We start from the raw sequence: 23,560 nt of genomic DNA, 5'->3' as shown, positions 1-23,560 counted from the left end.
TTATTACTGCTGTCGTTTAGACGTAGACAGTGCGGGTAGTGGCGCATTCTCGGAAACATATATTTTCTATGTGTTTAGCCATATGTCCTGCCATACGGCAGGCACCGTGGGCACGCTGATTTACCGTACGACTGCGCCGCTTTAGGCGTTTTTCAACGCCCGATACACCGTAGGGCGAGTCACCCTAAACTCTCGCGCCAAGGCTGCTTTCGACTCCCCCGCTAGTGTGCGTCGCTTAATCTCCGCCACCTGCTGCGGGCTAAGAGCAGGCTTGCGGCCTTTGTACTTGCCAGCCTTTTTAGCCAACGCAATCCCCTCCGCCTGGCGCTCGCGGATAATGGCCCGCTCAAACTCCGCAAACGAACCTAAAATGCCGAGCATTAAATCCGCGCGTGGATCTGTGGTGTCTTTTGCAAACGCGAGATTTTCATGCAGGAAAGTATCAGTCACACCCTTGTTGGTGAGTTCATCAACAATGCCGCGTAAATCCGCCAGTGAACGGGCGAGGCGATCGATTGACGACACGACGAGTTCGTCACCGTCGCGCACATACGCCATACACTCGACAAGTCCAGGGCGGGCAGTCTTGGTGCGGCCGGAAATCTTATCCTCAAAGAAACGGTCAATCCTGCCGGAAGCATTGAGTAGTTCTTTCTGGCGCTGATTATTCTGCTCCACCGTCGAGACACGGATATAACCCACCCGCTGCCCACGCGAACCGGAGTCATCGCCCATTAATCTTCGCCCCGCAAGGGTTCAAAGGCGGCATTCTCCTGTTCTATGACCGCATCACGATACGACTCAACCACCCGAGCCAAGTCAGACAACTGCGCCCCGTCGAGACCATCAGCGTCAGCAAGCAAAGACTGCACAATCCTGCCCAACGCCTGCTGTCCCGACGACAACCCACCATGCAGATCTTTCACCCGCGCTAACGCGGGCACAGAGTCAATATGACTTTCAATATGAAAACCGTCAGACGATAACACCACACTCACCACTTTCTGTAAACATAAGACCTAGACCCCACTAGACACGTGTAAAACAATGCTAGGAACGGCCCTATTTTACAGCAAACATTCCACCCCAAACCGGCGTAACAATAGGGTGTACCACACTGACACACCCTCTACCACGTAATCTATGACTATGGGAAAGCTGATTGGGGAGCGACATGTTTCCGTCATCCTTTTTGAAGGATTCGAGGTGTTAGACGTCTTCGGGCCGGTGGAGCTTTTGAGTCAGGTTCCGGACATGCATATAAGTTTTTAGGAAAGGAAAAAGAGCCCGTCCAGAGCGCCCAGGGCGTACGTGTGTTGACAGATCTGCCTTACACAAACCTCGAGAATCCGGATATTCTCCTGATCCCCGGGGGTGCGGGGACGCGAACCCTAGTTCAAGACACCACCTTCCTGTCCTGGTTAAAGGAAACGGGACAGCGCGCCGAGATAGTGGCATCGGTTTGTACTGGGTCAGCCCTACTGGCAGCCGCGGGTCTCCTTAAAGGGCGCCGAGCAACGAGCAACAAGAGGGCATTCGGTTGGGTTTCTTCCTTGGATGATGATGTTGAATGGCAATCTCAAGCCCGCTGGGTGGAGGATGGAAAAATATGGACATCCTCGGGCGTTGCGGCGGGTTTGGACATGACTGCCTCGCTGATCCAGCACCTCTTCGGCGCAGAAGCTTTTGAAGAAGCGACCACGCTAGCGGAATATCAGCCACAAACAGACAGCACTGTCGACCCCTTCGCCCATATTCATGGCCTCATCTAGTTCACCTTATAAAAAGCCCCAGCTGGCCTACCCGACCCCCGCAGACGCACCTCATCCCAAGCCAGACAGTCGACGACTCCCAAGATAGACCACGGCCGACGGGCAGGTGCACGAAAAACGCCCGGGCAGTGGTGTTGTTGTGCATCGTGGGAGTCATCGGTGCCGCCATCGACTTCGGCACCATGCACTTCCTCGAAACCTCTGGGGCAAACGCCCTGATCAGCCGGGCAATCAGTTATATCCTGGGCAGCTTGTTCGCCTACTACGCCAATAGCGTTGTCACTTTCTCCGGCAACCGGTCCACCACCGAGAAGCTGAGGGCCTTCATCGTCTACACCGCGTGTTTGAACATGGCGGTGCTGGTCAACAAGCTCGCCCGTATCCCGCTGGCGGATTTCGAACACACGGTTTTCCTCTCGTGGGTGATTTCGCAGGCAACAGCCACCACCCTCAACTTCATCCTGCAGAGCAAGTGGGTTTTCACCAGCGAAAACACCTCACGGTGAGCGCATTCCGCTCCGCCAAGCCCCTGTCTAGTAAGCGACAACCCGGCAATCAACCCTCATCCTGCCCGGCAGGGCAGGGTGGGAGAAGGACTGTCGGGTTAGACGTCCATCTCGATCGAGGTGGGAGTTCCGTCCCTCTTCGTCTTCACCGTCACGGGGTGCCCACCGAACATGTACCCGTCGTCGAACTCGACGCCAATGTTTCCCCTGTGGGGAATGTTCACCGCAGTCGGAGTCAGCTTGGCGTAGACGTCCTCCACCCCGAGTTTCGGGGCGGGTGTCGGCCTGCCTTCCGCCTCGGCCACATCGTGGCGCCACCGGTTCGCGGCCGGAAGCGCTTTTTCGGCCCCCAGCATGCGCGCGCTATCGAGGTACTCTTGGGAGAGGACGTTGTTGATGAAGTTCAGCGCCGACTTGAACTTCTTCGCCATGTTCCCCTGGCCCGCGAGGAGCAGTTCCGGCCCCTCGTACCACATACTGACTTTGACGCCGAGGTCGTCCACTTTACCCTCGAAAGTCGAAAACGTCCGGTCAAGGACCAGTTGTCCGATACTGGTCTCCAGGATCACCGGTTCGGCAGTCTTGGCCGAGAGTTCCTCCATCTCTGGGTCGGGCAGCGGATCAAGCATTTCCCAAATGGTGACGTAGGGTTCCTTCCTGATATCGGAAAAGAAGTAGCTACCCCGCGCGCGATACACCTTGAACGGCTCCAGATCGGCGATTTCCCGCGGATCCCAGAGCGTCTTTCCCTGCCGGGTGTGAAACAGGTGCGGGTAACACACATTGATCCCCCCGGTGGTTACTTCCCCGTCGGGAAGTAACCGGAGAGCCACACCAGGCATAAGCATAAATTGGAGTTCGAACTTGTCTTTGGCGCAGTCATCATCCACGACCCTCTTTTCCGGCACCGAGGAGACGATGAAGTGGAATTCGACTTCCTCTTCCTTAGCGCTCCTCTGCGTAATTGGGTCGTCGGGAAATTCCTCGTAAAGCGACAGCATGCGGCAATGGTAACTCACCCCACGTGCCCCCCGCACCGGAATCCATGGCGGCGGGACCCGACACATGTTCGCCCCCGCGCACCTCCGATCCCAAGCCAGCCAGAGGGCATGACCGGGGTGTTTGTTACCGTGTGTGCATGAACCGACACATAGTGCCCGCCCTCGCCCTCGCCGCCGCCTGCACCACCGTCGGCGCCTGCTCCACCAACCAGGACACCGGGGACGACCCCGCCACCGGGGTCTCTGCCTCCCCGACAGTCGACAAGGGCCCCGTCGACCCCACACCACCATCGTCGACGACACCGCCGCCCCGCAGGGCTACACCATGGATAGCATCAACCAGATGATCCAGGACCAGGAAGCCGAAAACCCCGGCATCAACCAGGACATGGTCTCCATGGCCCAGGAAGTCACCGCCGACCCGGCCGAATGCGCCGCTTTAATCCCCACCGCCGTGACCTACATCTCCAAAATCGTTCAGAACCCCGACGTCATCGCGGCCCGCGACTTCACCAACGAGTCCACTGACGCGACACTCAGCGTCACCGTCTCATCCGACCCGCAGCTGTTGAACCACCCCCGTGACGTGTCGGGATGCGAGTCGATCACTAGGACCCACGCCGGCGGATCCACGTCCTATACTGCGGCACCCATGGAGCTGCGCGTCGACGGAGCCGACTCCGTCACCGCCGCCGAGGTGACCCTGACGCAGTCCTCCTCTCCCCTTTCCGGTGACAACGGCTCCGTCAGTCGCATCGCCTACGTCGAGATCGATGGGGCCACCTACACCGTCTCCGGCTCCCCCGAAGTCGCACCCGAAGATTTCACCCGCATGGTCCAGGCGCAGGCCGAGAAGATCCGCCAACGATAACACACCGCGGGTCATGCTCGCCCCGCTCCCCGGGCACCGGTGGCGGGCAGGAGACGTCGCCTACCGCCAGGCAAGGCTGACAGGGTCCCACACCCCAGCCGCGGTGGCAGGAACCCCGCCCAGGATGGGGTCCAAAAGGAAACCGGCGATACGCAACGCCTCACCGACATCCCTCAGATTGTTGCGCACCCTGGTAAATGCCCGCGTCTTCAACGGGTACTCGCTTTCCCACTTCTTATCGGGCACGGTGATGCGCTGCGGCAGGGTCATCGACCGCACCCTGCACTGGGTGTTCAGGGCGGAGCTCAGCTCCGCCGCCGAAACGGGCAACTCAGAGGCAATCAGGGCGATGTCGTAGAGATCGTGGTAGCGCGTCGACGCCCGCCCCGGAGGGGTCGCGCCGTGGCGTTCGTACATCGCGCACACCTTGTCGGCGAGCTGACTGGCTACAGGATAGGAATGGACAGGAAAACTCGGCGGGAGAAACTCCGTGGCCACCTGATAACTCGCCGACACCGTCAGTGTCTCCGCCGCACCCTAATTGAAGTTTCTCGCACAGGCTTCCACATAGTTCGCCGTTGTCATTACGTTGGCAAACTCGCCATGAAGATTTGCAGCAGTGGCACGCATGATCTCATCTGCGGATACAGTTTTTCCTTCATGATCAGTGCGCGGGAAACAAGCAGTGGCATCTAGAATGAATGACACGTCGAATCCCAGATTTCCGGCCATGCGTGCGGTAGTTTCACAGCAATGGTTGGTAGTGATGCCGCAAATTACGAGCTTGTTGATCCCCCGTGTGTGCAACCACTCTTCCAAGGACGGGGTACCGTAAAACGCCGAATTTACGTTCTTGGTGACTAACAAGTCGAAGTTTTGCGGCACGCAATCTTTGAATGAATGTTTTGCGGAACTTGGATGTAGTGGCGACCCTGGGCGATCGGAATCATGGCGCACAACCACGATCGGCCAACCTCTATCCTGCCAAGTACTCACCAGACAGGAAATATTGCTTTCACAGCCCGGATTGTTACGCTTTCCCCAATATGTTTGATCATCAAAGGCATATTGAACATCGATCACGATCAGTGCAGCAGGGTTCATAGACTTCCTTTTTAACAACAACTAGCTTGATTACTTCGAGGTTCGAGCACTATCGTAGTCAACCTCAGACATTCTTCCTACTGCCCCAACTTTGCAACAGCACCACCAAAAACACTCTGACCAGCGAACACGCGACTGGCTGCTAACGATTCCCGCAGATGAAGACAAAGGTGTTAGCAGAGACGAAGTAGAAAGCAAGCTAGCTAGCTACTCGGCATATATTGGTCAGCTAGAAAAAGGAAAAAGCAGCTATTTACACTGGCAGATATACCTATCCCACGACCAGCCGATACGATTTAGCACGCTAAAAATAAGCTCCCGACAGCACATCTGGAGCCTAGACGCGGCACTGCTCGTGAAGCAGTAGCCTACGTGACCAAAGCAAAACGCGGTTTCAAGGCGAATTTCCGCTGGTCAAAGGCGAAATCGACTTCAAGGAGAGTCAAGGTCAACGCTCTGACTTGGAGGAGCTTCGCGAAGAAATCATGTCCTCTAACTGCAAGCTATCTAGCTTGCTAGCTAGCAACGAAAACGCTTGGAAATTCGAGCGCCAATGCCGGACGCTAATTGAAGCACGCAATGCCGAAACCTGGGGCCGTAAAATGCGCGATGTACAGGTAAAATGCTTTTTCGGCGCTACTGGAACTGGAAAAACTCGCAGTGCCCTAGAAAGCGCGGATTGGGCCGATATTTACCGCGCCACCCACTACAATAGCGGTGCTTTTGATGGATATGATGCGCATGACGTGCTCATCTTGGACGAATTTCGTGGTCAGCTCCCGGTGTCACAGCTGCTCACCATGAGCGACCCCTACCCCTGCAAGCTAGCCGCACGGTATGCGGATAGACAGGCCGCATATACCTCGCTTTACCTGCTATCCAATGACGGCCCATGGGATTGGTACCCCTCGGCAACAGAAGAAACAAAGCGCGCCTTATGCAGGCGATTTCCCGAAGTACGCGAGTTTACTTCCGTAGGAAAATCCCGCGTCCTGGAGAAAGAGGAGGTGCTAGAAAGAATGCTAGATAGCAAGCTAGCTAGCGCGGTAGTAATAAAAAGTAGCAACCTAGCTCGCCTATGTGTACACATGAAATCATGTCTACACGTAAACGTCCGCCCTCACCCGCTGCCCAAGCTGCCCGCGCCCGCCTGGAGTCTTTCGCCCCGGAGGCTGCTCACCGCCTAGGCGAGCACTACACCATCGAGGACGTCCAAGTCGCTACCCTCCACGCCCTGGAGCTGCCGCTGCCACGCCCCCCGCGCTCGTATCGATGAACGTACGCGTGCCTGCTAACCTCAAGGCTCGAGCGACTGATGCGGCCCGCTCGCGCGGCGTCACCCTGCAGGCCCTTGTGGCTGAAGCACTAAAAGCTTTTATCGAACAATCCAGCTAATAGCCGCTAGTTTTTCGACGCTGCTCAAGCCCTGCAACCCCCGGCCTTCCTGAGGGAGGGAGCGCCGTGCCTCCAGTGTGAAAAAGGGACACTAGCGGGGGTTCTTCCGTCGGTCGGTCGCTTAGGTGGCTCCGGACATTACTCCGGGGCAGTGGCGGCATGTGTACGCATTCTGGCGCTGCTGGAGCTATCAGCAGGACTCGCGGCTTCTCTCCCCAGATTCGGCGCTCCTTTTCGCCCCAAGCTCACGCGCTGGGGAAGCATCTGGCTGATGCGTACTCGCGAAAAACGGTGCTGTTGCAAAGTTGGGCGGAGAGCAGCGAAGACTCAGTTTCTCATTCCCTGATGGCCGCTGCGTGTGGGCGTTGTTAGGCCGTCTCGAAGACCCGGTTGACGATCACCGCGTCCGGGTTCGGTTGCCCGTAGGCAAACATCGCGCCTTGCCCTTTCCGCAATGAGTGCATCGCCTCCATCCCTTTCAACGTCCGATATGCAGATGTCCGGTTCTTAAACGCGCCTTTCGGCCCGAGGATCCGCTTCAGCCGACCATGGTCGCCTTCCAGGCTGTTGTTGAGGTATTTCACCTGCCGATGTTCCACTGTGGGCGGGCAGATTCCCTCTGACTTCAACTCGGCGATTGCCCTGGCAAGGGAGGGTGCTTTATCGGCGTTGATCACTCTGAGATACCCGGCTGACGCATTGGATCTGACGGCCTTGGCCAGGAAACACTTCGCTGCGGCCACGTTTCGCTTCGAAGAGAGGTAAAAGTCCAAGGTCTGGCCACCGGCGGTAATCGCCCGATAGAGGTAGCACACTACCTGCCGCCGACCCGGATATAGGTCTCATCCACCCGCCAAGAACTGGCCTGCCAGTCAGGTACCTGCCGGTACCACCGTGTTTGCTTGTCCAGCTCAGGGGCGTATTTCTGGACCCAGCGGTGAGAATCGTGGTGTGATCGACCGGCACGCCCCGCTGAAGTCATCATTTCCTCCAGATCGCGGTAGCTCACCCCGTAGCGGCAGTACCACCCACTGCCCATAGAATGATGTCACGGGGAAATGACGACCGAAGAAGATACCCATGGCTGTGACTATTTCACGTCGCCCTTCCTACTGCCCCAACTTTGCAACAACACCCCATAGTTGAATAAGTCGGCAGTTAACACACCTTATTTTCCGTAAACTGCCGACTATGGAAGAGAAAAACCTATCGTCATTAGTGTTCGGAAACGTCGTCCTTGAATCTCAGTTTTTGGGGACAACTCCTCGAATATATGCCGCTGACATGCGGTCTTATTCTTTACGCCCCAGTCCTTATGCCACTCTCTCTGCCCCCTTAAATGATTTAAGAGGGCAGCTTCAACCTGACCATGCTGAGGCTATCGCTAAGAAAATCTTTGACTCCGTGGCTGAAGAGCTGAACGAAAACTACCCAGGTGGTTGTGAGCGCGCAGAGGAGGAACTAAAAGCCTGGCTTATACAGAGTAATTAGTTCACATTGCATGGAAGATGGACTTCTTTGGAGATACCAAAGTCATGATGCTTTCCTACAAAAATCTCTCCATCAATTCGATAATCATGCCCTGAAGTAGTTGGGTCACAGATCGCTTCTCCACGAACAAATCCGTAGCCACCCTCAGTAAGATTCTTAGAGGTTTCATCTACGGTCTCATAAACAGCTCCGAGATGTTCTTCTTGAAGCCTGATCTTTGCGCTTAAAGGAAGAAACCCAGTTCCAGTACACCGGACATGCAATCCATAAGAGACAATTCCTCCGGCTTCTACCTGGTGATTCGCAAATGTTCCAGTGCATACACCTGCATTCAAAGAGCGAGTTGATATTCCATCATTCGATGTTTCCTCATCAAGCGTAAAAGTTCAGACTTTAAAGCCGTGGGGTTCAAGCCACATACGGAGTGTACAGAAAAGGTACTGAGCGTGACGCACGTTAATACATTGCGCTATAAGTACTATGCTTGGTGGAAAAAGCACCTGATTTAAGGGGTGGTACAGATAATAAACCGGATTATAAATTCGATAAAAAGAAGAATCTTCCACATAAGTACACCTCGCGTGAAGTGGAACAAGATTGCATTGGAGACGTCGAAACCTCATTTATCGGGGTAACTGAAGGAACAATTGTTACCTCAACGGGAACTTATTATGCGAGGGCTTATAGTAATCCAGCGCGCGTTAAATGTAAGATTCCTGGCAACCTTTAAAAGATCGGCCTCGGTTAATGCATATATCTAATATTTACCTTGCCTACGTCAAACGCTTCTTTCTATCCGATCCTGATGGAGCAATCCAGGTTTTTGCAGGTGCCAGTTTTGATGAGCAAGAGATTCTCGAGTGGATTGATAAAGGCAAAAAAGTAGACCATGACATTTGGTACGAGAAAATTCCGATAGAGAACCCTCCCCATTCTCTCAGTTCCCCGAGTGAGGTATTAGTTTATTTCGATGGGTGTTCTTTTAACGAAGGATGGGAACATGATTTCCAGTGGACAGATCCAGTAGGTCGTAGAGCCCTTATCCCCGAAAAGTTTAATGGAGTTGTACGCCCCCAACCTGAGACAGAAGGAGTGCAACGGGAAGACGGATATGTAGGTAATGATTACTATCTGTGGAGAGTTCCTTGCCCATGGAAAAGCCGCTACCTTTTAGCTCCGTTCCAGGAAAAGAGTAATGAGGACATTGACTATGGACGTCCGTTTACGGTTTGAGCGTAATTAAATCGTAAAATCATGATGCAAGAAAAGTGACCTTAACTAGAGCAGTTAGTTAAGGTCACTTTTGTTTGTGCTAATGACTTTCATCGATTGGGCGAAATGAACGGTGTTGTTGCAAAGTTGGGCGGAGAGCAGCGAAGACTGCTCTTCCCGACCTAAGTGTGTGGCCTAGCTCTCAAAGCTGCCTTCCAAAATCTCTACTCCTTACAACGAGCAATCCGAAAACCAAGACACACACCACCCCTGCACCAATACTAAGAGCAGAAGCACCCCAAAGACTCGATACTGCCCCACCGACCGCACCACCGATACCTACACCAAGATTGAAGATAGTAACGAAAAAGGACTGTGCAATGTCTGCCAAGTTAACTGTATTTCTGGCTAAAGCAGTCTGCAGAACTGTCGGTGCACCACCAAATCCCAGTCCCCAGACGACTATTCCTGAAATGAAAAAATAGTTGGGAGCTGCCGGTACCGACAAAAGCAAGAATCCTAAAAGCATCAACGCTCCTGAGATTAGACCAGTCAGAAACAATCTCTTATCTACAACGACAGCAGTAAGTAAAATACTGATCCCCGCAGAAATCCCAAAAAATAGAAGCACAACATCTATTCCAAGAGCTATTCCCACACCACTGGTTAAAGGTTGAATGTACGTGTAAACCATGTTGTGCGCTACTGTCCAGCCGAAAAGCGCTACAAGCACCCCCATCACACCAGGCATCAAAATCGATCTCTTAAGAACATTGGCTCCTGGGCCATCTCCAACAGGTCCCGGCCGGGAAGGAACTGCAAACGTAATCCATAACGCTAAAACGATGGATGCGACTGTTAGCATGCCAAGCGTCAACCTCCAACCAAAGTGTTGACCCCCTAATGCACCAAGCGGGACTCCACAAGCTAAGGCCAAAGGCTGCCCAAAACCGATAATGGCAAGTGCGCGACCTTCGTTTTCCGAACTGACTAAACTCCGAGCGTAATTTGCCACAAGACCCCAAACGACACCTCCGGCCATACCGGCAAGAAACCTAGCAAAAAAGGCTAACCACAAATACGAAGTAATAGCAGTGAGAGCGTTGAAAACGCCAAGCCCCATGATAGCTATAACCAAAAGACGCTTACGCGGCATTTTTCGAGTTGCCGCCATCACCGGTATTGCAGCCACCACAGATCCAGCTGCATAAACGGTTAGAAACTGTCCTACTTTTCCCGTTGTCGTTCCAAAGGACTCACCCATATCAACCAAAACCCCCGTAGGAATGGTCTCGGTCATTATGGCCAAGAAAGCGGCAAACGCTAACCCTGCCAATTGTAGGACTGGCATATCTGCTTTCGAATTCCGATTTGACATGTTTGGCAATAATCAATCCTCTAAGGCACTCGCAGTCCGCCCCCCTTCATCCAGAGTGCAAGCAGCGTAGATTCTGGATCCCTATCCTCCTCTATGCGCTCTCCAATCTTGTGCATCCACAAAATACGTATCGAATTCATCTTCTCGACGGGCAAGCTCATCTTCAGGAACCTTGCCACTCACTATCCCGCCCAAGATACGGAAATACTCAAACCTCTCCACACCGGGTGCGATAGTTACCAGTACATCCGCGTCGCTACCCTTAGCGGCTCCAAAAGCATGAGGAACTCCCGGAAGAACCAATGCGCAATCACCCGCGCCTAGCTGGTAAATTTGGCCATCCTCCCAAAACTCCAGCTCCCCTTTAGTGACGTAGAAGAACTCACACGAAATCCTATGAAAATGTGGGACGGCTCCCTCGCCCCCATCAAAAAGTTGAATGTTTTGTACACTTACATTTCCTTTTGCATCCGAGGCATCCACCAGCAATCTTGCCTTCGGAAGGCGAGAGGAGGAAGCATCTGCCACTATTTCGGGTTCAGAAATTAACATCTCAAATCTCCATAGATTGTTCGCTGACAAACTATATAGTTCGCTACCGAACTTCTTTTGTCAAGCGCTACACTAAGTTTCAGCAACCCGAAAGGAACAAAATGGACCCCATCTCCACAGCCATGAACAAATGGGCGAGGATAAATCCCCACGTCGATGTGGATGCAATGGAAACAACTCTTCGCCTCACCCATCTGTTAAGAGCAATCAAAAACGAAGTGACGACCATCCATGAACAAGCTGAATTAGCTCCAGGCGACTTCGATGTTCTAGCAACGATCCTCCGCCAGGAAAACATCACCCCGGGACAACTTGCACACGACCTACTTCTGTCAAAGGCCGGAATTACCGGAAGACTTAACAAGCTCAAGAAGCAAGGACTCATTGATGAAGAAATAAATCTCAGCGATAAGCGAGGAAAAACTCTGACACTAACGCCAGAAGGACGCGACCGAATAATGTCCATCGTTGAAGCCCATGCCACAGCTGAGCGAAAAGCACTCAACCACCTGTCCAGTACACAACAGGATGAACTGCTCGAATTGCTACGATCTTGGAGCAAAGAAAGTTCGGTCTAAACGAAACGATGTGTTGGCGAGGTTAGATGGTTAGCCATTCTGGCGCGTTGCTATTAGGATGATTTCACTTATCTGGAGGGATAACCCAGTCTGGGTCCTTAAATACCCCGGTGGAGTGCCGGTGTGTTAGCTGCCTAGGTTCACCATGAGAGGATGAATAGGAATCCTCCTCGATGCCCCATCTAAAGCGGGTGTGCACCAAACACGGAATGACAAGTGCTGGTCGCCAATGATGGCGATGCCGTGATGCCGCACGGAAGGCCGTTGCCTACTGGATTGAAGTCGTCTACAACCGTCGGCGCCGGCACTGAAGCACTCGGGATGGCCAGCCCCGTCGACTTCGAGAACCGAATTGGTCTAACCACAAACAGAAAAGAAATAGCTGCCTCACCACTAGGTAGCTCCACTACGTGTCCACAAATTGCGGGCAACCCCAGACTCTCGAGGGCTCTTAGTTTGTTAGCGCACTTCTTTCCGTTTCAGCAGAGGTGTTACGACGGTATCCCGATGCCCATCAATGGTCTCTATGATCCAGGACTTGTGGTCCCACTATGTCGTTTCGCAAGTTCATTAGCCAGATCAGCAGTGAGTTTTACCGCTTCTGGGGGATCAGTGATCCAGATATGGTCCCCAAACTGAAGCAATTGCCTTACCCCCTGAATATCCGCATATCCCACCACGATACGGACAAAGTCTTCGTCCACGGGTTCATGGTGGATAAGCCGTGATCCCAAAATGCGAGATGCCATATCAAGCCTATTCGCTCGAAGAAGTGCGGTGATACGAACAGGCATGTCTTCTTCCAATTTTGCAACGAGCTGCGCCCACACCCTTGCCAAACTTTGCCCTTGACGAAGCTGAGCAGCTTGACCTAAAACGCGAAAGGTTTCCAAGCGCGAGACTGCCAACATCCTTGGTTCCCCATCGACATCGACGACCAAGTACCAACGTCTACCCTTGTGCACAAGCCCATAAGGATCAGCCACAGCACGTTGCAGCTTCTTGTCCCCACTTCGGCGATACAACACCTCAATTCGAGCTTCATTCCGTACAGCCTCCAGCAGACCTTCTAAGTCGCTTTGGGTTTCATTGCTAAACCAGCCACTGGAATCAAATAGAACCTTCTCTTCCAAATTATGAGTATCGGATGCTCTAGAGAATGAGACTGCGTTCAACTTCTCCTGCAACAAGGCGATGTCCTGGCCAAACCCCAAGTGCGCGAGTGAATCCGCCCCAACACCAAGAATCCTCAACAGCTGAATCTCAATCGGATCCAATCGAGAAGCATTCAACCGAGAACGCCTATCAAGCACAATCCCACCATGCATACCTTGCTCCGTATAAACAGGTATCCCCGCGGCCGAGAGCGCATCAACGTCACGCAGTATTGTGCGCTGCGAAACTTCAAAATGTGAAGCCAACTCCGCAGACGTAACACGGCCTCGTGTTTGCAACAACAAGAGCATAGACAACAGTCGCGCCGATCTCATGCCGCAATTATCACTGGAACCACAATATTTTTCGGAATATGACACTCCTTGTCAGGTTTGTTTGGTCCAATGCGCTTTGGCCACGTAAACAACACCACTCACCGAGAGGAGAATGGCAATGCCAACCCCCAATCTTTTCCTGACTTATGTCTCTGATGTCGAGACCTCGACTGCCTTCTACAGCGATTTATTCGACATGCAGCCATCGTTCATCAGTCCTCGATATGTAGCATTCGAAATTTCACAGGATGTCCTGTTTGCTGTATGGACCGGCCATAACACCCACATGGAGAAACAAGCACCGCGAACAAGCGAAATAGGTTTGATGTTGGATGGACCGGCAACCCGCATTGATGAGACATACCGTCTATGGAAATCAAAAGGAGTCCAAATTGTGCAGCCACCCTACGATGACGTCTTCGGCCGCACCTTCGTAGTTGCCGACCCTGATGGAAACCTTATCCGCGTCAGCCCAGTCGATTAATTCTTAAATCGGGATTCAACAGCTAGGAAATCCTCCAACACCCCAAGGAAAACATCTCAGTTGGAGGATTCCAAGTGCCCCAAAGTGGGAGCTAAAGCCGGGAAAGAATTAAGTACACCGGCTTTCCCGTACAACAAATCCCTAAAAACTGACTGGCTTATGGGCCCCAGCTGAGATACCGCAAACGTAAAGCCCCAGCCCCCCAAACGAACTACTAAATCACCCGATAAAATAATTAGCCGCTCAACCTTGCCATCCAAGCCCAGCAAAGTCGTCCGACTTCGAACCGACTGCCTACACAGTATGCCTAAGACCCAATGCCAGGGCGTCAGATCAAGATAACAAGCAAGATGACTTGTTGACACCATCGAAAACAAGAGTTTAACAGCCGAGAGCGGGAGTTAGGATGTAAATCCCCACACTTGCAATCCTCGACCGCTAAAGTTCAGAAATACAAAGAAACCGGAGGTCACGAACCCTTTCGAGTTTGTTACCTCCGGTGTCGCAGTTTGTACAACTGCTCATGGTGCCCGGGGCGGGACTTGAACCCGCACGTCCTTATCGAACACTGGCACCTGAAGCCAGCGCGTCTGCCAATTCCGCCACCCGGGCAGGGTGTGGATGTCTTAGCGACTTGATAAAGATACCACGAATGCTGCTCAGAACTACAAATCTGCAGGAAAAATAAACTATTTCGGGCAAAGAGAAGGGAAATTTCTGGGAACTTTCGCGTCGCCATCTACGTTTCGAGGTAGTGAACAAACTATACTGATCGCTACTGATCGCTGCATGGTGGAAAGGAGAATGGCTCGTGGCGTTTTTAGAAAAGCTGGCGAAGCTGGACTCCGCCATGCAACGCGGCCTTGATAACGGCATGGCCCTTGTCTTCGGCGGCAAGGTCGTTCCCGCGGAAATTGATGAGCTTTTAAAGCAAGAAGCTCAGGACAATCTCGCGCGCGGCGACGATGACAATCTTTATAGTCCGAACGTAATGACTGTGGGTGTCTCCTCCAAGGATTTGGAGAACTTGTCGCAGGATCGCAATGTGCCGGCCGATTGTGCAGACCAGTTGTCGCGCTTCATTCGCAATAGCGGATGGTCCCTCGCGGGCCCCGTGATTGTGCGTGTGGCGGAGGAATCTGGTTTGCGCACGGGTCAGCTTCGCGTGTCCTCGTTTATTGATCACGAGCCCACGGAAGAGACCGGATTTGAGGCTATTTTCCACGACTTTGATGGTCAGGAGGACCAGATGACCGAGCAGCACGAGAATACGGCTGATGACGCGGTAACTACCGCTTTCATTGCTCCAGATAGTCAACCCGCTCCGCAGCCGCAGGGCCCCGCAGTCAACCTGATGCTGCAGGATGGCTCCTCGCGCGTCTATCACGTGCAAGAAGGCTCCAATATTATCGGCCGCAGCAACGACGCCGACCTGCGGCTTCCGGATACGGGCGTATCCCGTCAGCACGCGGAAATCACCTGGAACGGCCAGGATGCGGTTCTGGTGGATTTGCAGTCCACCAACGGCACCACCGTGAATGAAACGCCGATTGATAATTGGCTGCTTGCCGATGGCGACGTGATCACCATGGGCCATTCCCACATCGAGGTCCGCATCACGGGCCTTGATTCGCACAGCTACTAAGTTCAGTTAAGGAAGGGAGGTCGCCATGGATGCAGTCATCATGCTGGCGCTTCGCATCGGCTTGTTGGCTCTGCTCTGGATTTTTATCCTGGTGGCCTTGAACGCCATGCGCCGCGATACCAATAAGTCCGCCGGTGCTATCCGCCAACAGTCGAAGAAGGTGGGGGCACCGCGGCGTCGGGAAGCGATTAAGCAGCTGTCCATCGTTGAGGGGCCGTTGCAAGGCTCCCACATGGAATTGGGCACACTAGAGGATTGCACGCTGGGCCGAGCCTCTGATTGCGATTTTGTCACGGGCGATGATTATTCTTCTGGCCACCATGCCCGGCTATTCCGCCGCGGTAGCGAATGGGTAGTAGAAGATTTGGAATCTCGCAATGGCACTTTTGTCAATGGCGTGCGCATCGACCAACCCGAGGTAGTCGGCGCGGACTCCGAAATTAAGCTGGGCCGCACTACCGTGAGGTTGAACGCATGACACTGAAGCTGAACTTCTTTGCTAAGTCCGATCGCGGCCTCATTCGCGATAATAACGAGGACTCAGGCTACGCCGGTCCTCACCTTTTGATCTTGGCCGATGGCATGGGTGGCCACGCGGCGGGCGAGGTTGCCTCCGAGCTGATGGTCAACCACCTAGAAATCTTGGACCAAGATCCGGGCCAGGAAGACACTAAAGCACTGCTGGAAGCGGCCGCTGACCAGGCCAATGAGGCCATCAGTGATCACGTCAAGGCCCATCCAGAAACCGAAGGCATGGGCACCACGCTATCCACCATGCTCTTCAACGGCACGGATTTCGGCGTCTGCCATGTGGGTGATTCCCGCGGATACCTGCTGCGCGACGGCAAACTCGAGCAGATCACCAAGGATGATACCTACGTGCAATCCCTGGTGGATAAGGGCGAACTGGACCCAGGCGACGTCTCGTCGCACCCGCAGAAGTCCCTCATTCTAAAGGCCTATACGGGCCGCCCGGTCGAAGCAACCCTGTTTACCCTCGAAGCCAAGCCGGGCGATCGCATCCTGCTGTGCTCCGATGGGCTTTCGGATCCGGTAACCGCCTCCACTATTGAGACCGCACTGGGGCAAGGCAGCATTGAGCAGGCCGGCTCCACCCTAGTGGACCTAGCCATCCGTTCCGGAGGCCCGGATAATGTCACCGTGGTTATCGGTGAAGTAACCGAGGAAAGCCCCCAGGAGCACGAACCATTCCGCGTCGGCGCCCTCGCGGGCCCTACGGAAGACCCAACCCATCCGGATTCTTCCGCCTCGCGGGCGGCACAACTCTCCCGCAAGCCTCAGGTAATTCCGCCGGCCGTCATGGCGGATGGCAAAAACGAGCGCCCAGAGCCTAATGATGACGAAGCGGAGGAGGAAACTTCCGGCCGAAAGACCGGCTGGAAGGTCCTTCTTGCCCTGCTCATCGTCCTCGCACTGGTCATCGGTGCCGGACTGTGGGCAAAGAACTTCTTGTCCAATAATTATTACGTAGCTACCAACGAGGCACAGGAAATCACCATCCAACAGGGTGCTGATTACTCCGTCTTTGGCAAGGAACTACACTCCACGAACCAATACGTGTGCATCAATGACAGCAATTCGCTCCTCTTTTCCGGCGAGCCGTGCAAGGGCGACTTTGCACCGCTAAAGGTTACGGACCTACCGGAATCTGAACGCAGCGCCGTCGACCATCTCTCCACTGGTGATCTGGGTGAGGTGCAGCAGCAAGTCAATGATTTGGGCGATAAGGCGCTCAAGCCATGTATTACTGCGCCGAGCCAAAAAGATAAGAAGGATGCCAAGAAAAACAAGCCTGGCGTCACCTGCCGGGAGGTGTAGGTTGTGAAAAAGTTTTTTAGCCGAGGGACCGAACTCGGCCTGCTCATCCTAGCCGCCATTGTCTTCGCTATTACCCTGGTCAGCCTGGAGCTTTCCCAGGACAACGCTCTGACCATGGACCTGGTTTATCTCATTGGCGGTTTCATTGGCGTCTTTACCGTCGCCCATCTGGTGATGTGCTTCTTAGCACCTTATGCCGATCAGATCATGCTGCCCATCGTGGCGATCCTCAATGGCATTGGGCTCATCATGCTGGCCCGCCTGGATTTGGTGAATGAAAGCGGGCTCGCGGTGCGTCAGGTCATGTGGACCATCGTCGGACTCGTGCTCTTCGTGCTGGTCTTGGCCATTTTGAAGGATCACCGCTCGCTGACGCGCTACTCCTATATCTTGGGTGCCGCAGGCCTTGTCCTGCTGGCCCTGCCATTGGTTTGGCCGCAGCCTCCAGGCGTGGAGGCACGCATCTGGCTAAACTTGGGTCCCTTTTCCATCCAGCCCGGCGAGTTCTCCAAGATCTTGCTGATCTTGTTCTTTGCCATGCTGCTGACGCAGAAGCGCTCCCTATTTACCGTGGCGGGATACCGAGTACTGGGTATCTCCCTGCCGCGCTTGCGCGACCTCGCACCCATCCTGATCATTTGGGCCATCGCGATCGTCATCATGGGTATCTCCAATGACTTCGGCCCAGCGCTGCTGCTGTTTAGCACCGTCCTTGGCATGCTGTTTATGGCCACGGGCCGGGTGAGCTGGCTGCTTATCGGCGTTGTCCTCGTCGGTGTAGGTGGTTTCGGTATTTATCAGATCTCCGCGAAAATCCAGCAACGCTTTTCTAACTTCCTAGACCCGCTGGGCAATTATGATGGCACGGGCTTCCAGCTTTCCCAGTCGCTATTCGGCATGTCTTCCGGTGGCATCTCTGGCAGCGGCTTGGGCGAGGGGCATCCAGAACTCGTTCCGGTGGCCCACTCGGATTACATCCTTGCTGCAATCGGTGAGGAGTTCGGCCTCATTGGCCTTGCCGGCGTACTGGTGCTTTTCGGTATGCTCGCCATCCGCGGCTTTGGCACTGCGCTGCGCACCCGCGATACCTATGGCAAGCTGGTGGCTTCCGGTCTTTCTCTTACCTTGGCAGTCCAGGTCTTCGTGGTCACCGGCGGCATTTCCGCCCTGCTGCCGATGACCGGTTTGACCACGCCGTTCATGTCTGCCGGTGGTTCCTCTCTCATGGCTAACTATGTGTTATTGGCGATCTTGCTGCGGATCTCTAACGCGGCTCGTCGCCCCATGCAGGAGACCTCGAGCAATGCGCCGAGCGATACCTCCATGTTCCCGTCGGTCCAGGAGGCTCACCGATGAATAGATCCATCCGTCTAGTGTCCTTATTCGCCATCATTTTGACGGCCATCTTGCTGGTCAACTTGACGGTGATTCAGGCTTTTTCTGAAGATAAATACGCCCATAATCCGCGGAATATGCGCGGCTTCATGGAAATGCAGACCACCCCGCGCGGACAGATCTTCGCGGGCAATACCGTGTTGGCACAGTCGACGCAGAACCCAGACGAGACCTACTCGCGCTCCTACCCCATTGATTCACCGGCCTTTGGCAACTTGACCGGCTACCTGTCGAGCCAATTTGGTGCCTCGGAACTAGAGTCCTCCCAAAATGACATCCTCAATGGCACCGATGATTCATTGATGAAGCAAAACTGGCTCGATGCTCTGGCCGATAAGCCGAAGCAGGGCGCAAATGTAGAGGTCACCATCGATCCTGCACTCCAGCAGGCTGCCTATGATCAGCTTGTGGGCCCGGGTTACGAGGGCTCTGCGGTTGCCATTCAGCCTTCCACCGGCAAGATTCTGGCTATGGCCTCCAACCCTGGCTATAACCCGAATGATCTGATGGGCGATTCCGCTGAAGATGTTTGGGCCAGCCTGCAAGAGCAGGAGGGGCAGCCGCTGGTCAACCACGCCGGTGCAGAAACGCTACCTCCCGGTTCAATTTTCAAGATCATCACCGCCGCGGCCGGTCTGAACAACGGTTTTAATCCTTCCTCCACCTTGACCGGTTCCAATGTCATTACCTTGCCAGACACGGTGACGGAGCTGACTAACTATGCCAACCAAAAGTGCAACGGCCAAGATGCGGTGACCCTGCAGACCGCCTTTGCACTATCGTGCAATACCGCTTTTGTGGAGATGTCGGAGCAGCTTGGCGCAGATGAGTTGCGCAAGTATGCCAAGGCCTTTGGCGTGGGAGAAAACTATGACCTGGGCGTCTCCACCTCCGCCGGTACCTTGGGCGATTTGCCGGATGGGGCGGCCACGGCGCAGTCCGCCATTGGTCAGCGCGATGTCACCATGACCGCGCTGCAAGCCGCTGTTATGGCGGGCACCGTGGCCAATAAGGGCACCCGCATGCAGCCTTACCTGGTCAATCGCATTACCGACTCCCAGATGAAGGACATCCGCACCACCAAACCAAAGAAGGCGGACCAGGCGGTTAACGAGGAAACTGCGGCTACGCTTACTGATTTGATGTATGCCTCGGAGCGTTCCTCCGCTGGATATGATGGCAATGGCTTTGCTTCCAAGACCGGTACCGCTGAGCATGGCGAGGGCCTAGCCCCGCACGTGTGGTACGTTGCCTTCGATCCGGAGCGGGATATCGCAGTGGGCGTCGTGGTAAAAAATGGTGGTAACTTAGGTGAGTCCGCGACGGGCGGCAAGGTTTCCGGCCCAATTGGCCGCGCTATCCTGCGCGCATACCAGGGGGAGCAGTAATGAATAGCGCCGAGAATAAGGAACATCTCCAGGCACTGATTGGCAGCGACTACGAGCTGCAGTGGGTAATCGGCCACGGCGGAATGTCCACCGTGTGGTTGGCCGATGACACCCGCAATGATCGGGAGGTCGCACTCAAGGTTCTACGCCCGGAATTTTCCGATAACCAAGAGTTCCTCTCGCGTTTCCGCAACGAGGCGAAATCGGCCGAATCTATTCAGTCCGAGAACGTGGTAGCTACCTATGACTACCGCGAGCTGGAAGACAACGGCCGCAAATTCTGTTTCATGGCCTTGGAATACGTCCGTGGCGAATCCCTTGCAGACCTGCTGGCGCGCGAAAATACGCTCCAGGAGGAGCTGGCTCTCGACGTCCTCGAGCAGGCTGCACATGGCCTGTCCATCATTCACCGCATGGAGCTCGTGCACCGCGATATTAAGCCCGGCAACTTGCTCATTACGCAAAATGGCCAGGTCAAGATCACGGACTTTGGCATTGCCAAGGCGGCCGCAGCCGTGCCGCTTACTCGCACCGGCATGGTGGTAGGCACCGCACAGTATGTGTCCCCCGAGCAAGCACAGGGAAAGGATGTCACGCCGGCTTCCGACGTCTATTCGCTCGGCGTCGTTGGCTATGAAATGCTCGCCGGCAAGCGTCCCTTTACCGGAGATTCCTCCGTGTCCATCGCCCTGGCGCATATCAATCAGGAGCCGGATCCGCTATCGACAAATATCAGCGCCCCGGCGCGCGAGCTCATTCGCATTGCGTTGCGCAAGGATCCGGCCACCCGCTACGCCGATGGCAACGAGTTCACTCTAGCCATCTCCGCAGTCCGCTTGGGCAAGCGCCCGCCGCAGCCCAAGTCTGCTCCACTAACGCAGCGCGCACCAGAACCATCGCCGTCCGCCTCGACGGAGATGCTGGGCAACGTCGCCCAACCCACCACGATCCATCCGGCAGCGGGAACCGCTCCAGTTAAGGAATCGAAGGGTGGCTCCTCCTTTCTGAAGGGCCTGGGCATCACCTTGCTCCTCGCGGCCTTGGCCGGCGGTGGTTACCTTGCCTACCAGCAGCTAAGCGATAGCGAGGGAACGAGCGCACCCTCCAGCACGCCGGAAACCTCGGTGGTTACGGAGTACCGCGATCCCACCACCACCCACCAAGACACCCCGGACGAAGATACGGAAGAGGCCCCAGCACCGGTGACGGTGACAGAGACCGAGCCGCAGGAGACGGAGCAAGAAGAGACTCCGCGTACTACTCACCGTGAGACACCCACGCGCCACTCGCCCACCCACCAACAGCAGCCCCCGGCCCTACCGACGCAACAGAATCCGCAGGATACGCACGTTGAAAACACACCTGAGCTGGATACTCCAGTAAACTCGCAGGCTAATGAGCTCCCCGGAGACTTGGCTGATTTACTGACACAGGAGGGTGACTAAGCGATGGTCAATGACCGCTATCGGAGAGGCGAGATCATCGGCGCCGGCGGCATGTCTGAGGTCTATGCTGCCGAAGACACTGTCCTAGGCCGCCAGGTTGCGGTAAAGATGCTCCGCCCGGAAATGGCGCGCGACGTCAATTTCCGGGAGCGTTTTTACCGCGAGGCCCAGAACTCGGGCAAGTTGAATCACCCCAATATCGTGGCGGTTTATGACACCGGGGAAACCGAGCTGGATGGCATGACCATCCCGTATATCGTCATGGAGCGGGTCAATGGACGCACCCTGCGCGATATCATTCGCGAGGATGGAGCACTATCCGCCCAGGAAGCGGCGGATATCCTCAAACCGGTAGCGGATGCACTGCAAGCCTCGCACGAAGCCGGCATTATCCACCGCGATATCAAGCCGGCAAATATTATGCTCACCAACACCGGCCAGGTGAAGGTGATGGACTTCGGCATCGCTCGCGCCTTGGATGATTCCACCTCGGCGATGACGCAAACCTCCGCCGTTATCGGCACCGCCCAATATCTTTCTCCCGAGCAAGCCCGCGGTAAGAATGCGGATGCCCGTTCGGACGTCTATGCACTGGGCTGCGTGCTCTACGAGGCCCTTACCGATCAGACCCCATTTGAGGGCGAAACCCCGTTTGCGGTTGCTTATCAGCACGTACAGGAAGAGCCGACACCACCGTCGGAGCTCATCGCGGATCCTTCACTAACCCCCACCCAGCGCGTCAACATTGATTCGGTGGTGCTTACCGCAATGGCGAAGCACCCTGCGGATCGTTATCAATCCGCCTGGGAGATGGCCGGCGATTTGGAACGCCTGCGCAATGGACAGGTCACCGCGGCAGCGCGCATGCATGTTAATGAGGACGAGGTCGAGCAGCCTACCGAGATGGTGGGTGCCGCTGCGGCCCCCGCGGCAGCGCACCGCGCACCGATTCAATCCACCCGCCCCTCCGAAGAGGATGACAAGCAGGGCGGCGGCTGGATGAAGTGGTTGGCTGCCTTCTTGGCTGCCCTTCTAGTAGCTATCGTGGGCTACTTCGCATGGGATTTCTTCTCCAATGACAAGGAGGATCCCGAAAAGCCACGCCAGACCCAATCGGCCCGCGAAGACAAGATCACCGTGCCCGAGGTGGAAAACCGGCCGCGCAACGAGGTGGTTAAGGAACTCGAAGACATGGGCCTGCAGGTTACCGTCAATGAGGAAGCCAACCCGGATATCCCTCGCAATAATGCCATTCGCATCAACCCCGCCCCGGGTTCCGAGCTGCAAAAGAATGCCTCGGTAACGTTGACTGTGTCCTCCGGTAAGGAAATTACAGATGTCCCGGACATCACCGGCATGACCTTGGATGAAGCCTCCCAGGCCCTCGAAGAGGCCGGCTTGGCACTCAACTCCGACGTTTCGGAGGAAAACGATGAAACACCAGCCGGCCAAATCATCAAGCAGGATCCGGCCGGCGGCACGCAGCTGTCTAAGGGATCGAAGGTACGGGTGACGGTGTCTAAGGGCGTCGAAAAGAAGCGCGTGCCCAATGTTTCCGGCATGAATGTAGAAGATGCCCAAAGCCGCCTCGAATCCAATGACTTTGATGTAGACGTGCGCGAAGTCGATTCTTTGGAGCCGAAGGGCACGGTGCTGAGCGTATCCAATGAGGGCGCGGAGCTGGAAAAGGGCAAGCCGGTCACCGTTGAGGTCTCCAATGGCATGCTCTTTAAGGCTCCTGACCTGGTAAGACAGAGTCAGAAGCAGGCCGAAGATGAACTCCGCGCGGCTGGCTGGACTGGCCAGCTGGTGCCGGGCGAGCCCGTGCCTACCGGCGCTCTGGTGGATAACAATAAGATTGGCTGGGCCTCTGTGAATCCAGGCGATACCATGCGCAAGGATCAAAACATTGAGGTCCGCCTGTGGAATTTCGACCCCGCTGCACTTCTGCCGCAGCCATAGCTGCTGGTATCCTAAGGTCTCAGTACGAACTTAGATAAGAACTTAAATCTAG

General features: G+C 55.0%; 25 protein-coding genes, 1 tRNA gene and 2 pseudogenes. 17 read left to right on the top strand and 11 right to left on the bottom strand.

The annotated features are described in order from the left end of the window. Positions 1–141: 141 nt before the first annotated feature. Both ACLI1M_RS00375 and ACLI1M_RS00370 read right to left on the bottom strand, forming a co-directional pair. Complete coding sequence (locus ACLI1M_RS00375) at positions 142–735, bottom strand: recombinase family protein (protein WP_411706597.1); 594 nt, start codon at positions 733–735, stop codon at positions 142–144. Continuing rightward, positions 735–992, bottom strand: a complete 258-nt coding sequence (locus ACLI1M_RS00370; RefSeq protein ID WP_411706596.1) for a hypothetical protein — start codon at positions 990–992, stop codon at positions 735–737. The genes ACLI1M_RS00375 and ACLI1M_RS00370 overlap by 1 nt, the downstream gene beginning before the upstream one ends. Before the next feature lie 151 nt (positions 993–1,143). Here ACLI1M_RS00370 and ACLI1M_RS00365 point away from each other — a divergent pair, with 151 nt between their 5' ends. From ACLI1M_RS00365 to ACLI1M_RS00355, 3 genes and pseudogenes are all read left to right on the top strand, one after another. Beyond that, positions 1,144–1,272, top strand: coding sequence for a hypothetical protein (locus tag ACLI1M_RS00365; RefSeq protein ID WP_411706595.1), 129 nt, complete (start codon positions 1,144–1,146; stop codon positions 1,270–1,272). A gap of 35 nt (positions 1,273–1,307) precedes the next feature. Next, positions 1,308–1,772 (top strand): annotated as a pseudogene (locus ACLI1M_RS00360) (DJ-1/PfpI family protein); the annotation flags it as partial. A 146-nt stretch (positions 1,773–1,918) separates the two neighbouring features. Next, a complete protein-coding gene (locus ACLI1M_RS00355; RefSeq protein ID WP_411706594.1) occupies positions 1,919–2,278 on the top strand; it encodes a GtrA family protein in 360 nt (119 codons plus the stop codon). Positions 2,279–2,376: 98 nt separating this feature from the next. On the opposite strand, the gene ACLI1M_RS00350 is transcribed toward ACLI1M_RS00355, so the two are convergent. Beyond that, complete coding sequence (locus tag ACLI1M_RS00350) at positions 2,377–3,279, bottom strand: DUF2262 domain-containing protein (RefSeq protein WP_023020240.1); 903 nt, start codon at positions 3,277–3,279, stop codon at positions 2,377–2,379. 325 nt (positions 3,280–3,604) lie between these two features. Between ACLI1M_RS00350 and ACLI1M_RS00345 the strand changes: the two genes are divergently transcribed. Beyond that, the gene (locus ACLI1M_RS00345) at positions 3,605–4,150 is read left to right on the top strand and encodes a hypothetical protein (protein WP_411706593.1); all 546 of its coding nucleotides are present in this window, start codon (positions 3,605–3,607) and stop codon (positions 4,148–4,150) included. 60 nt (positions 4,151–4,210) lie between these two features. On the opposite strand, the gene ACLI1M_RS00340 is transcribed toward ACLI1M_RS00345, so the two are convergent. After that, positions 4,211–4,648 (bottom strand): nucleotidyl transferase AbiEii/AbiGii toxin family protein, encoded by a 438-nt coding sequence (locus ACLI1M_RS00340; RefSeq protein ID WP_232213547.1) that lies wholly within the window; start codon positions 4,646–4,648, stop codon positions 4,211–4,213. A gap of 39 nt (positions 4,649–4,687) precedes the next feature. After that, positions 4,688–5,254: a cysteine hydrolase family protein gene (locus ACLI1M_RS00335; protein WP_023020237.1), complete on the bottom strand. Its 567-nt coding sequence runs from the start codon at positions 5,252–5,254 to the stop codon at positions 4,688–4,690. Positions 5,255–6,350: 1,096 nt separating this feature from the next. On the opposite strand from ACLI1M_RS00335, the gene ACLI1M_RS00330 reads away from it, so the two are divergent. Beyond that, a complete protein-coding gene (locus ACLI1M_RS00330) occupies positions 6,351–6,530 on the top strand; it encodes a hypothetical protein (RefSeq protein WP_156900711.1) in 180 nt (59 codons plus the stop codon). Between the two features lie 487 nt (positions 6,531–7,017). Here the strand turns inward: ACLI1M_RS00330 and ACLI1M_RS00325 are convergent. Next, positions 7,018–7,731: pseudogene (locus tag ACLI1M_RS00325) on the bottom strand (IS6 family transposase). Between the two features lie 109 nt (positions 7,732–7,840). On the opposite strand from ACLI1M_RS00325, the gene ACLI1M_RS00320 reads away from it, so the two are divergent. Then, entirely contained in the window at positions 7,841–8,140 is a 300-nt protein-coding gene (locus ACLI1M_RS00320) for a hypothetical protein (RefSeq protein WP_248099345.1), read from the top strand. Here ACLI1M_RS00320 and ACLI1M_RS00315 read toward each other — a convergent pair. After that, positions 8,137–8,475 carry a hypothetical protein gene (locus ACLI1M_RS00315; RefSeq protein WP_248099347.1) on the bottom strand — a complete coding sequence of 113 codons (339 nt, stop codon included), beginning with the start codon at positions 8,473–8,475 and terminating at the stop codon, positions 8,137–8,139. The two genes, ACLI1M_RS00320 and ACLI1M_RS00315, sit on opposite strands and share 4 nt — an antisense overlap. A 152-nt stretch (positions 8,476–8,627) precedes the next feature. Between ACLI1M_RS00315 and ACLI1M_RS00310 the strand changes: the two genes are divergently transcribed. Together ACLI1M_RS00310 and ACLI1M_RS00305 are read left to right on the top strand one after the other, a co-directional pair. Continuing rightward, positions 8,628–8,870, top strand: a complete 243-nt coding sequence (locus ACLI1M_RS00310; RefSeq protein WP_248099348.1) for a hypothetical protein — start codon at positions 8,628–8,630, stop codon at positions 8,868–8,870. Between the two features lie 17 nt (positions 8,871–8,887). Then, on the top strand, positions 8,888–9,373 hold the full coding sequence (locus ACLI1M_RS00305; RefSeq protein WP_248099349.1) for a hypothetical protein: 486 nt from the start codon (positions 8,888–8,890) through the stop codon (positions 9,371–9,373). A gap of 181 nt (positions 9,374–9,554) precedes the next feature. Here the strand turns inward: ACLI1M_RS00305 and ACLI1M_RS00300 are convergent, their stop codons facing one another. Both ACLI1M_RS00300 and ACLI1M_RS00295 read right to left on the bottom strand, forming a co-directional pair. Further along, positions 9,555–10,703 carry an MFS transporter gene (locus ACLI1M_RS00300; RefSeq protein WP_023020231.1) on the bottom strand — a complete coding sequence of 383 codons (1,149 nt, stop codon included), beginning with the start codon at positions 10,701–10,703 and terminating at the stop codon, positions 9,555–9,557. Positions 10,704–10,811: 108 nt separating this feature from the next. Continuing rightward, positions 10,812–11,282 (bottom strand): cupin domain-containing protein, encoded by a 471-nt coding sequence (locus ACLI1M_RS00295; RefSeq protein WP_005323679.1) that lies wholly within the window; start codon positions 11,280–11,282, stop codon positions 10,812–10,814. Positions 11,283–11,383: 101 nt separating this feature from the next. Here ACLI1M_RS00295 and ACLI1M_RS00290 point away from each other — a divergent pair, with 101 nt between their 5' ends. After that, positions 11,384–11,860: a MarR family winged helix-turn-helix transcriptional regulator gene (locus ACLI1M_RS00290; RefSeq protein ID WP_005323677.1), complete on the top strand. Its 477-nt coding sequence runs from the start codon at positions 11,384–11,386 to the stop codon at positions 11,858–11,860. A gap of 524 nt (positions 11,861–12,384) precedes the next feature. Here ACLI1M_RS00290 and ACLI1M_RS00285 read toward each other — a convergent pair. Continuing rightward, positions 12,385–13,395, bottom strand: coding sequence for a helix-turn-helix transcriptional regulator (locus ACLI1M_RS00285; RefSeq protein ID WP_205690673.1), 1,011 nt, complete (start codon positions 13,393–13,395; stop codon positions 12,385–12,387). Between the two features lie 73 nt (positions 13,396–13,468). Between ACLI1M_RS00285 and ACLI1M_RS00280 the strand changes: the two genes are divergently transcribed. Next, positions 13,469–13,834 (top strand): VOC family protein, encoded by a 366-nt coding sequence (locus ACLI1M_RS00280; RefSeq protein ID WP_023020229.1) that lies wholly within the window; start codon positions 13,469–13,471, stop codon positions 13,832–13,834. Between the two features lie 524 nt (positions 13,835–14,358). Here ACLI1M_RS00280 and ACLI1M_RS00275 read toward each other — a convergent pair. Continuing rightward, positions 14,359–14,446 (bottom strand) — tRNA-Leu (locus tag ACLI1M_RS00275). 199 nt (positions 14,447–14,645) lie between these two features. Between ACLI1M_RS00275 and ACLI1M_RS00270 the strand changes: the two genes are divergently transcribed. Genes ACLI1M_RS00270 through pknB form a run of 7 tightly spaced genes read left to right on the top strand, consistent with a single transcriptional unit; the run spans position 14,646 to position 23,508 of the window. Continuing rightward, on the top strand, positions 14,646–15,479 hold the full coding sequence (locus tag ACLI1M_RS00270; protein ID WP_200288457.1) for a DUF3662 and FHA domain-containing protein: 834 nt from the start codon (positions 14,646–14,648) through the stop codon (positions 15,477–15,479). A 25-nt stretch (positions 15,480–15,504) separates the two neighbouring features. Continuing rightward, positions 15,505–15,957: an FHA domain-containing protein gene (locus ACLI1M_RS00265; protein ID WP_005329668.1), complete on the top strand. Its 453-nt coding sequence runs from the start codon at positions 15,505–15,507 to the stop codon at positions 15,955–15,957. Next, positions 15,954–17,318, top strand: a complete 1,365-nt coding sequence (locus ACLI1M_RS00260; protein ID WP_248099350.1) for a PP2C family protein-serine/threonine phosphatase — start codon at positions 15,954–15,956, stop codon at positions 17,316–17,318. Before ACLI1M_RS00265 ends, ACLI1M_RS00260 begins: the two co-directional genes overlap by 4 nt. 3 nt (positions 17,319–17,321) lie before the next feature. Continuing rightward, on the top strand, positions 17,322–18,674 hold the full coding sequence (locus ACLI1M_RS00255) for an FtsW/RodA/SpoVE family cell cycle protein (protein WP_023020227.1): 1,353 nt from the start codon (positions 17,322–17,324) through the stop codon (positions 18,672–18,674). Beyond that, positions 18,671–20,101 carry a penicillin-binding transpeptidase domain-containing protein gene (locus ACLI1M_RS00250; RefSeq protein WP_248099356.1) on the top strand — a complete coding sequence of 477 codons (1,431 nt, stop codon included), beginning with the start codon at positions 18,671–18,673 and terminating at the stop codon, positions 20,099–20,101. Before ACLI1M_RS00255 ends, ACLI1M_RS00250 begins: the two co-directional genes overlap by 4 nt. Then, entirely contained in the window at positions 20,101–21,546 is a 1,446-nt protein-coding gene (locus tag ACLI1M_RS00245; protein ID WP_248099357.1) for a serine/threonine-protein kinase, read from the top strand. Before ACLI1M_RS00250 ends, ACLI1M_RS00245 begins: the two co-directional genes overlap by 1 nt. A gap of 3 nt (positions 21,547–21,549) precedes the next feature. Beyond that, positions 21,550–23,508, top strand: a complete 1,959-nt coding sequence (gene pknB, locus ACLI1M_RS00240) for a Stk1 family PASTA domain-containing Ser/Thr kinase (protein ID WP_248099358.1) — start codon at positions 21,550–21,552, stop codon at positions 23,506–23,508. The last annotated feature ends 52 nt before the right edge of the window (positions 23,509–23,560 follow it).

It is taken from the genome of Corynebacterium sp. LaCa54 (genome assembly GCF_046717495.1).
Classification (GTDB): Bacteria; Actinomycetota; Actinomycetes; order Mycobacteriales; family Mycobacteriaceae; genus Corynebacterium; species Corynebacterium kefirresidentii.
This window is presented reverse-complemented; position numbering and strand designations above follow the sequence as displayed.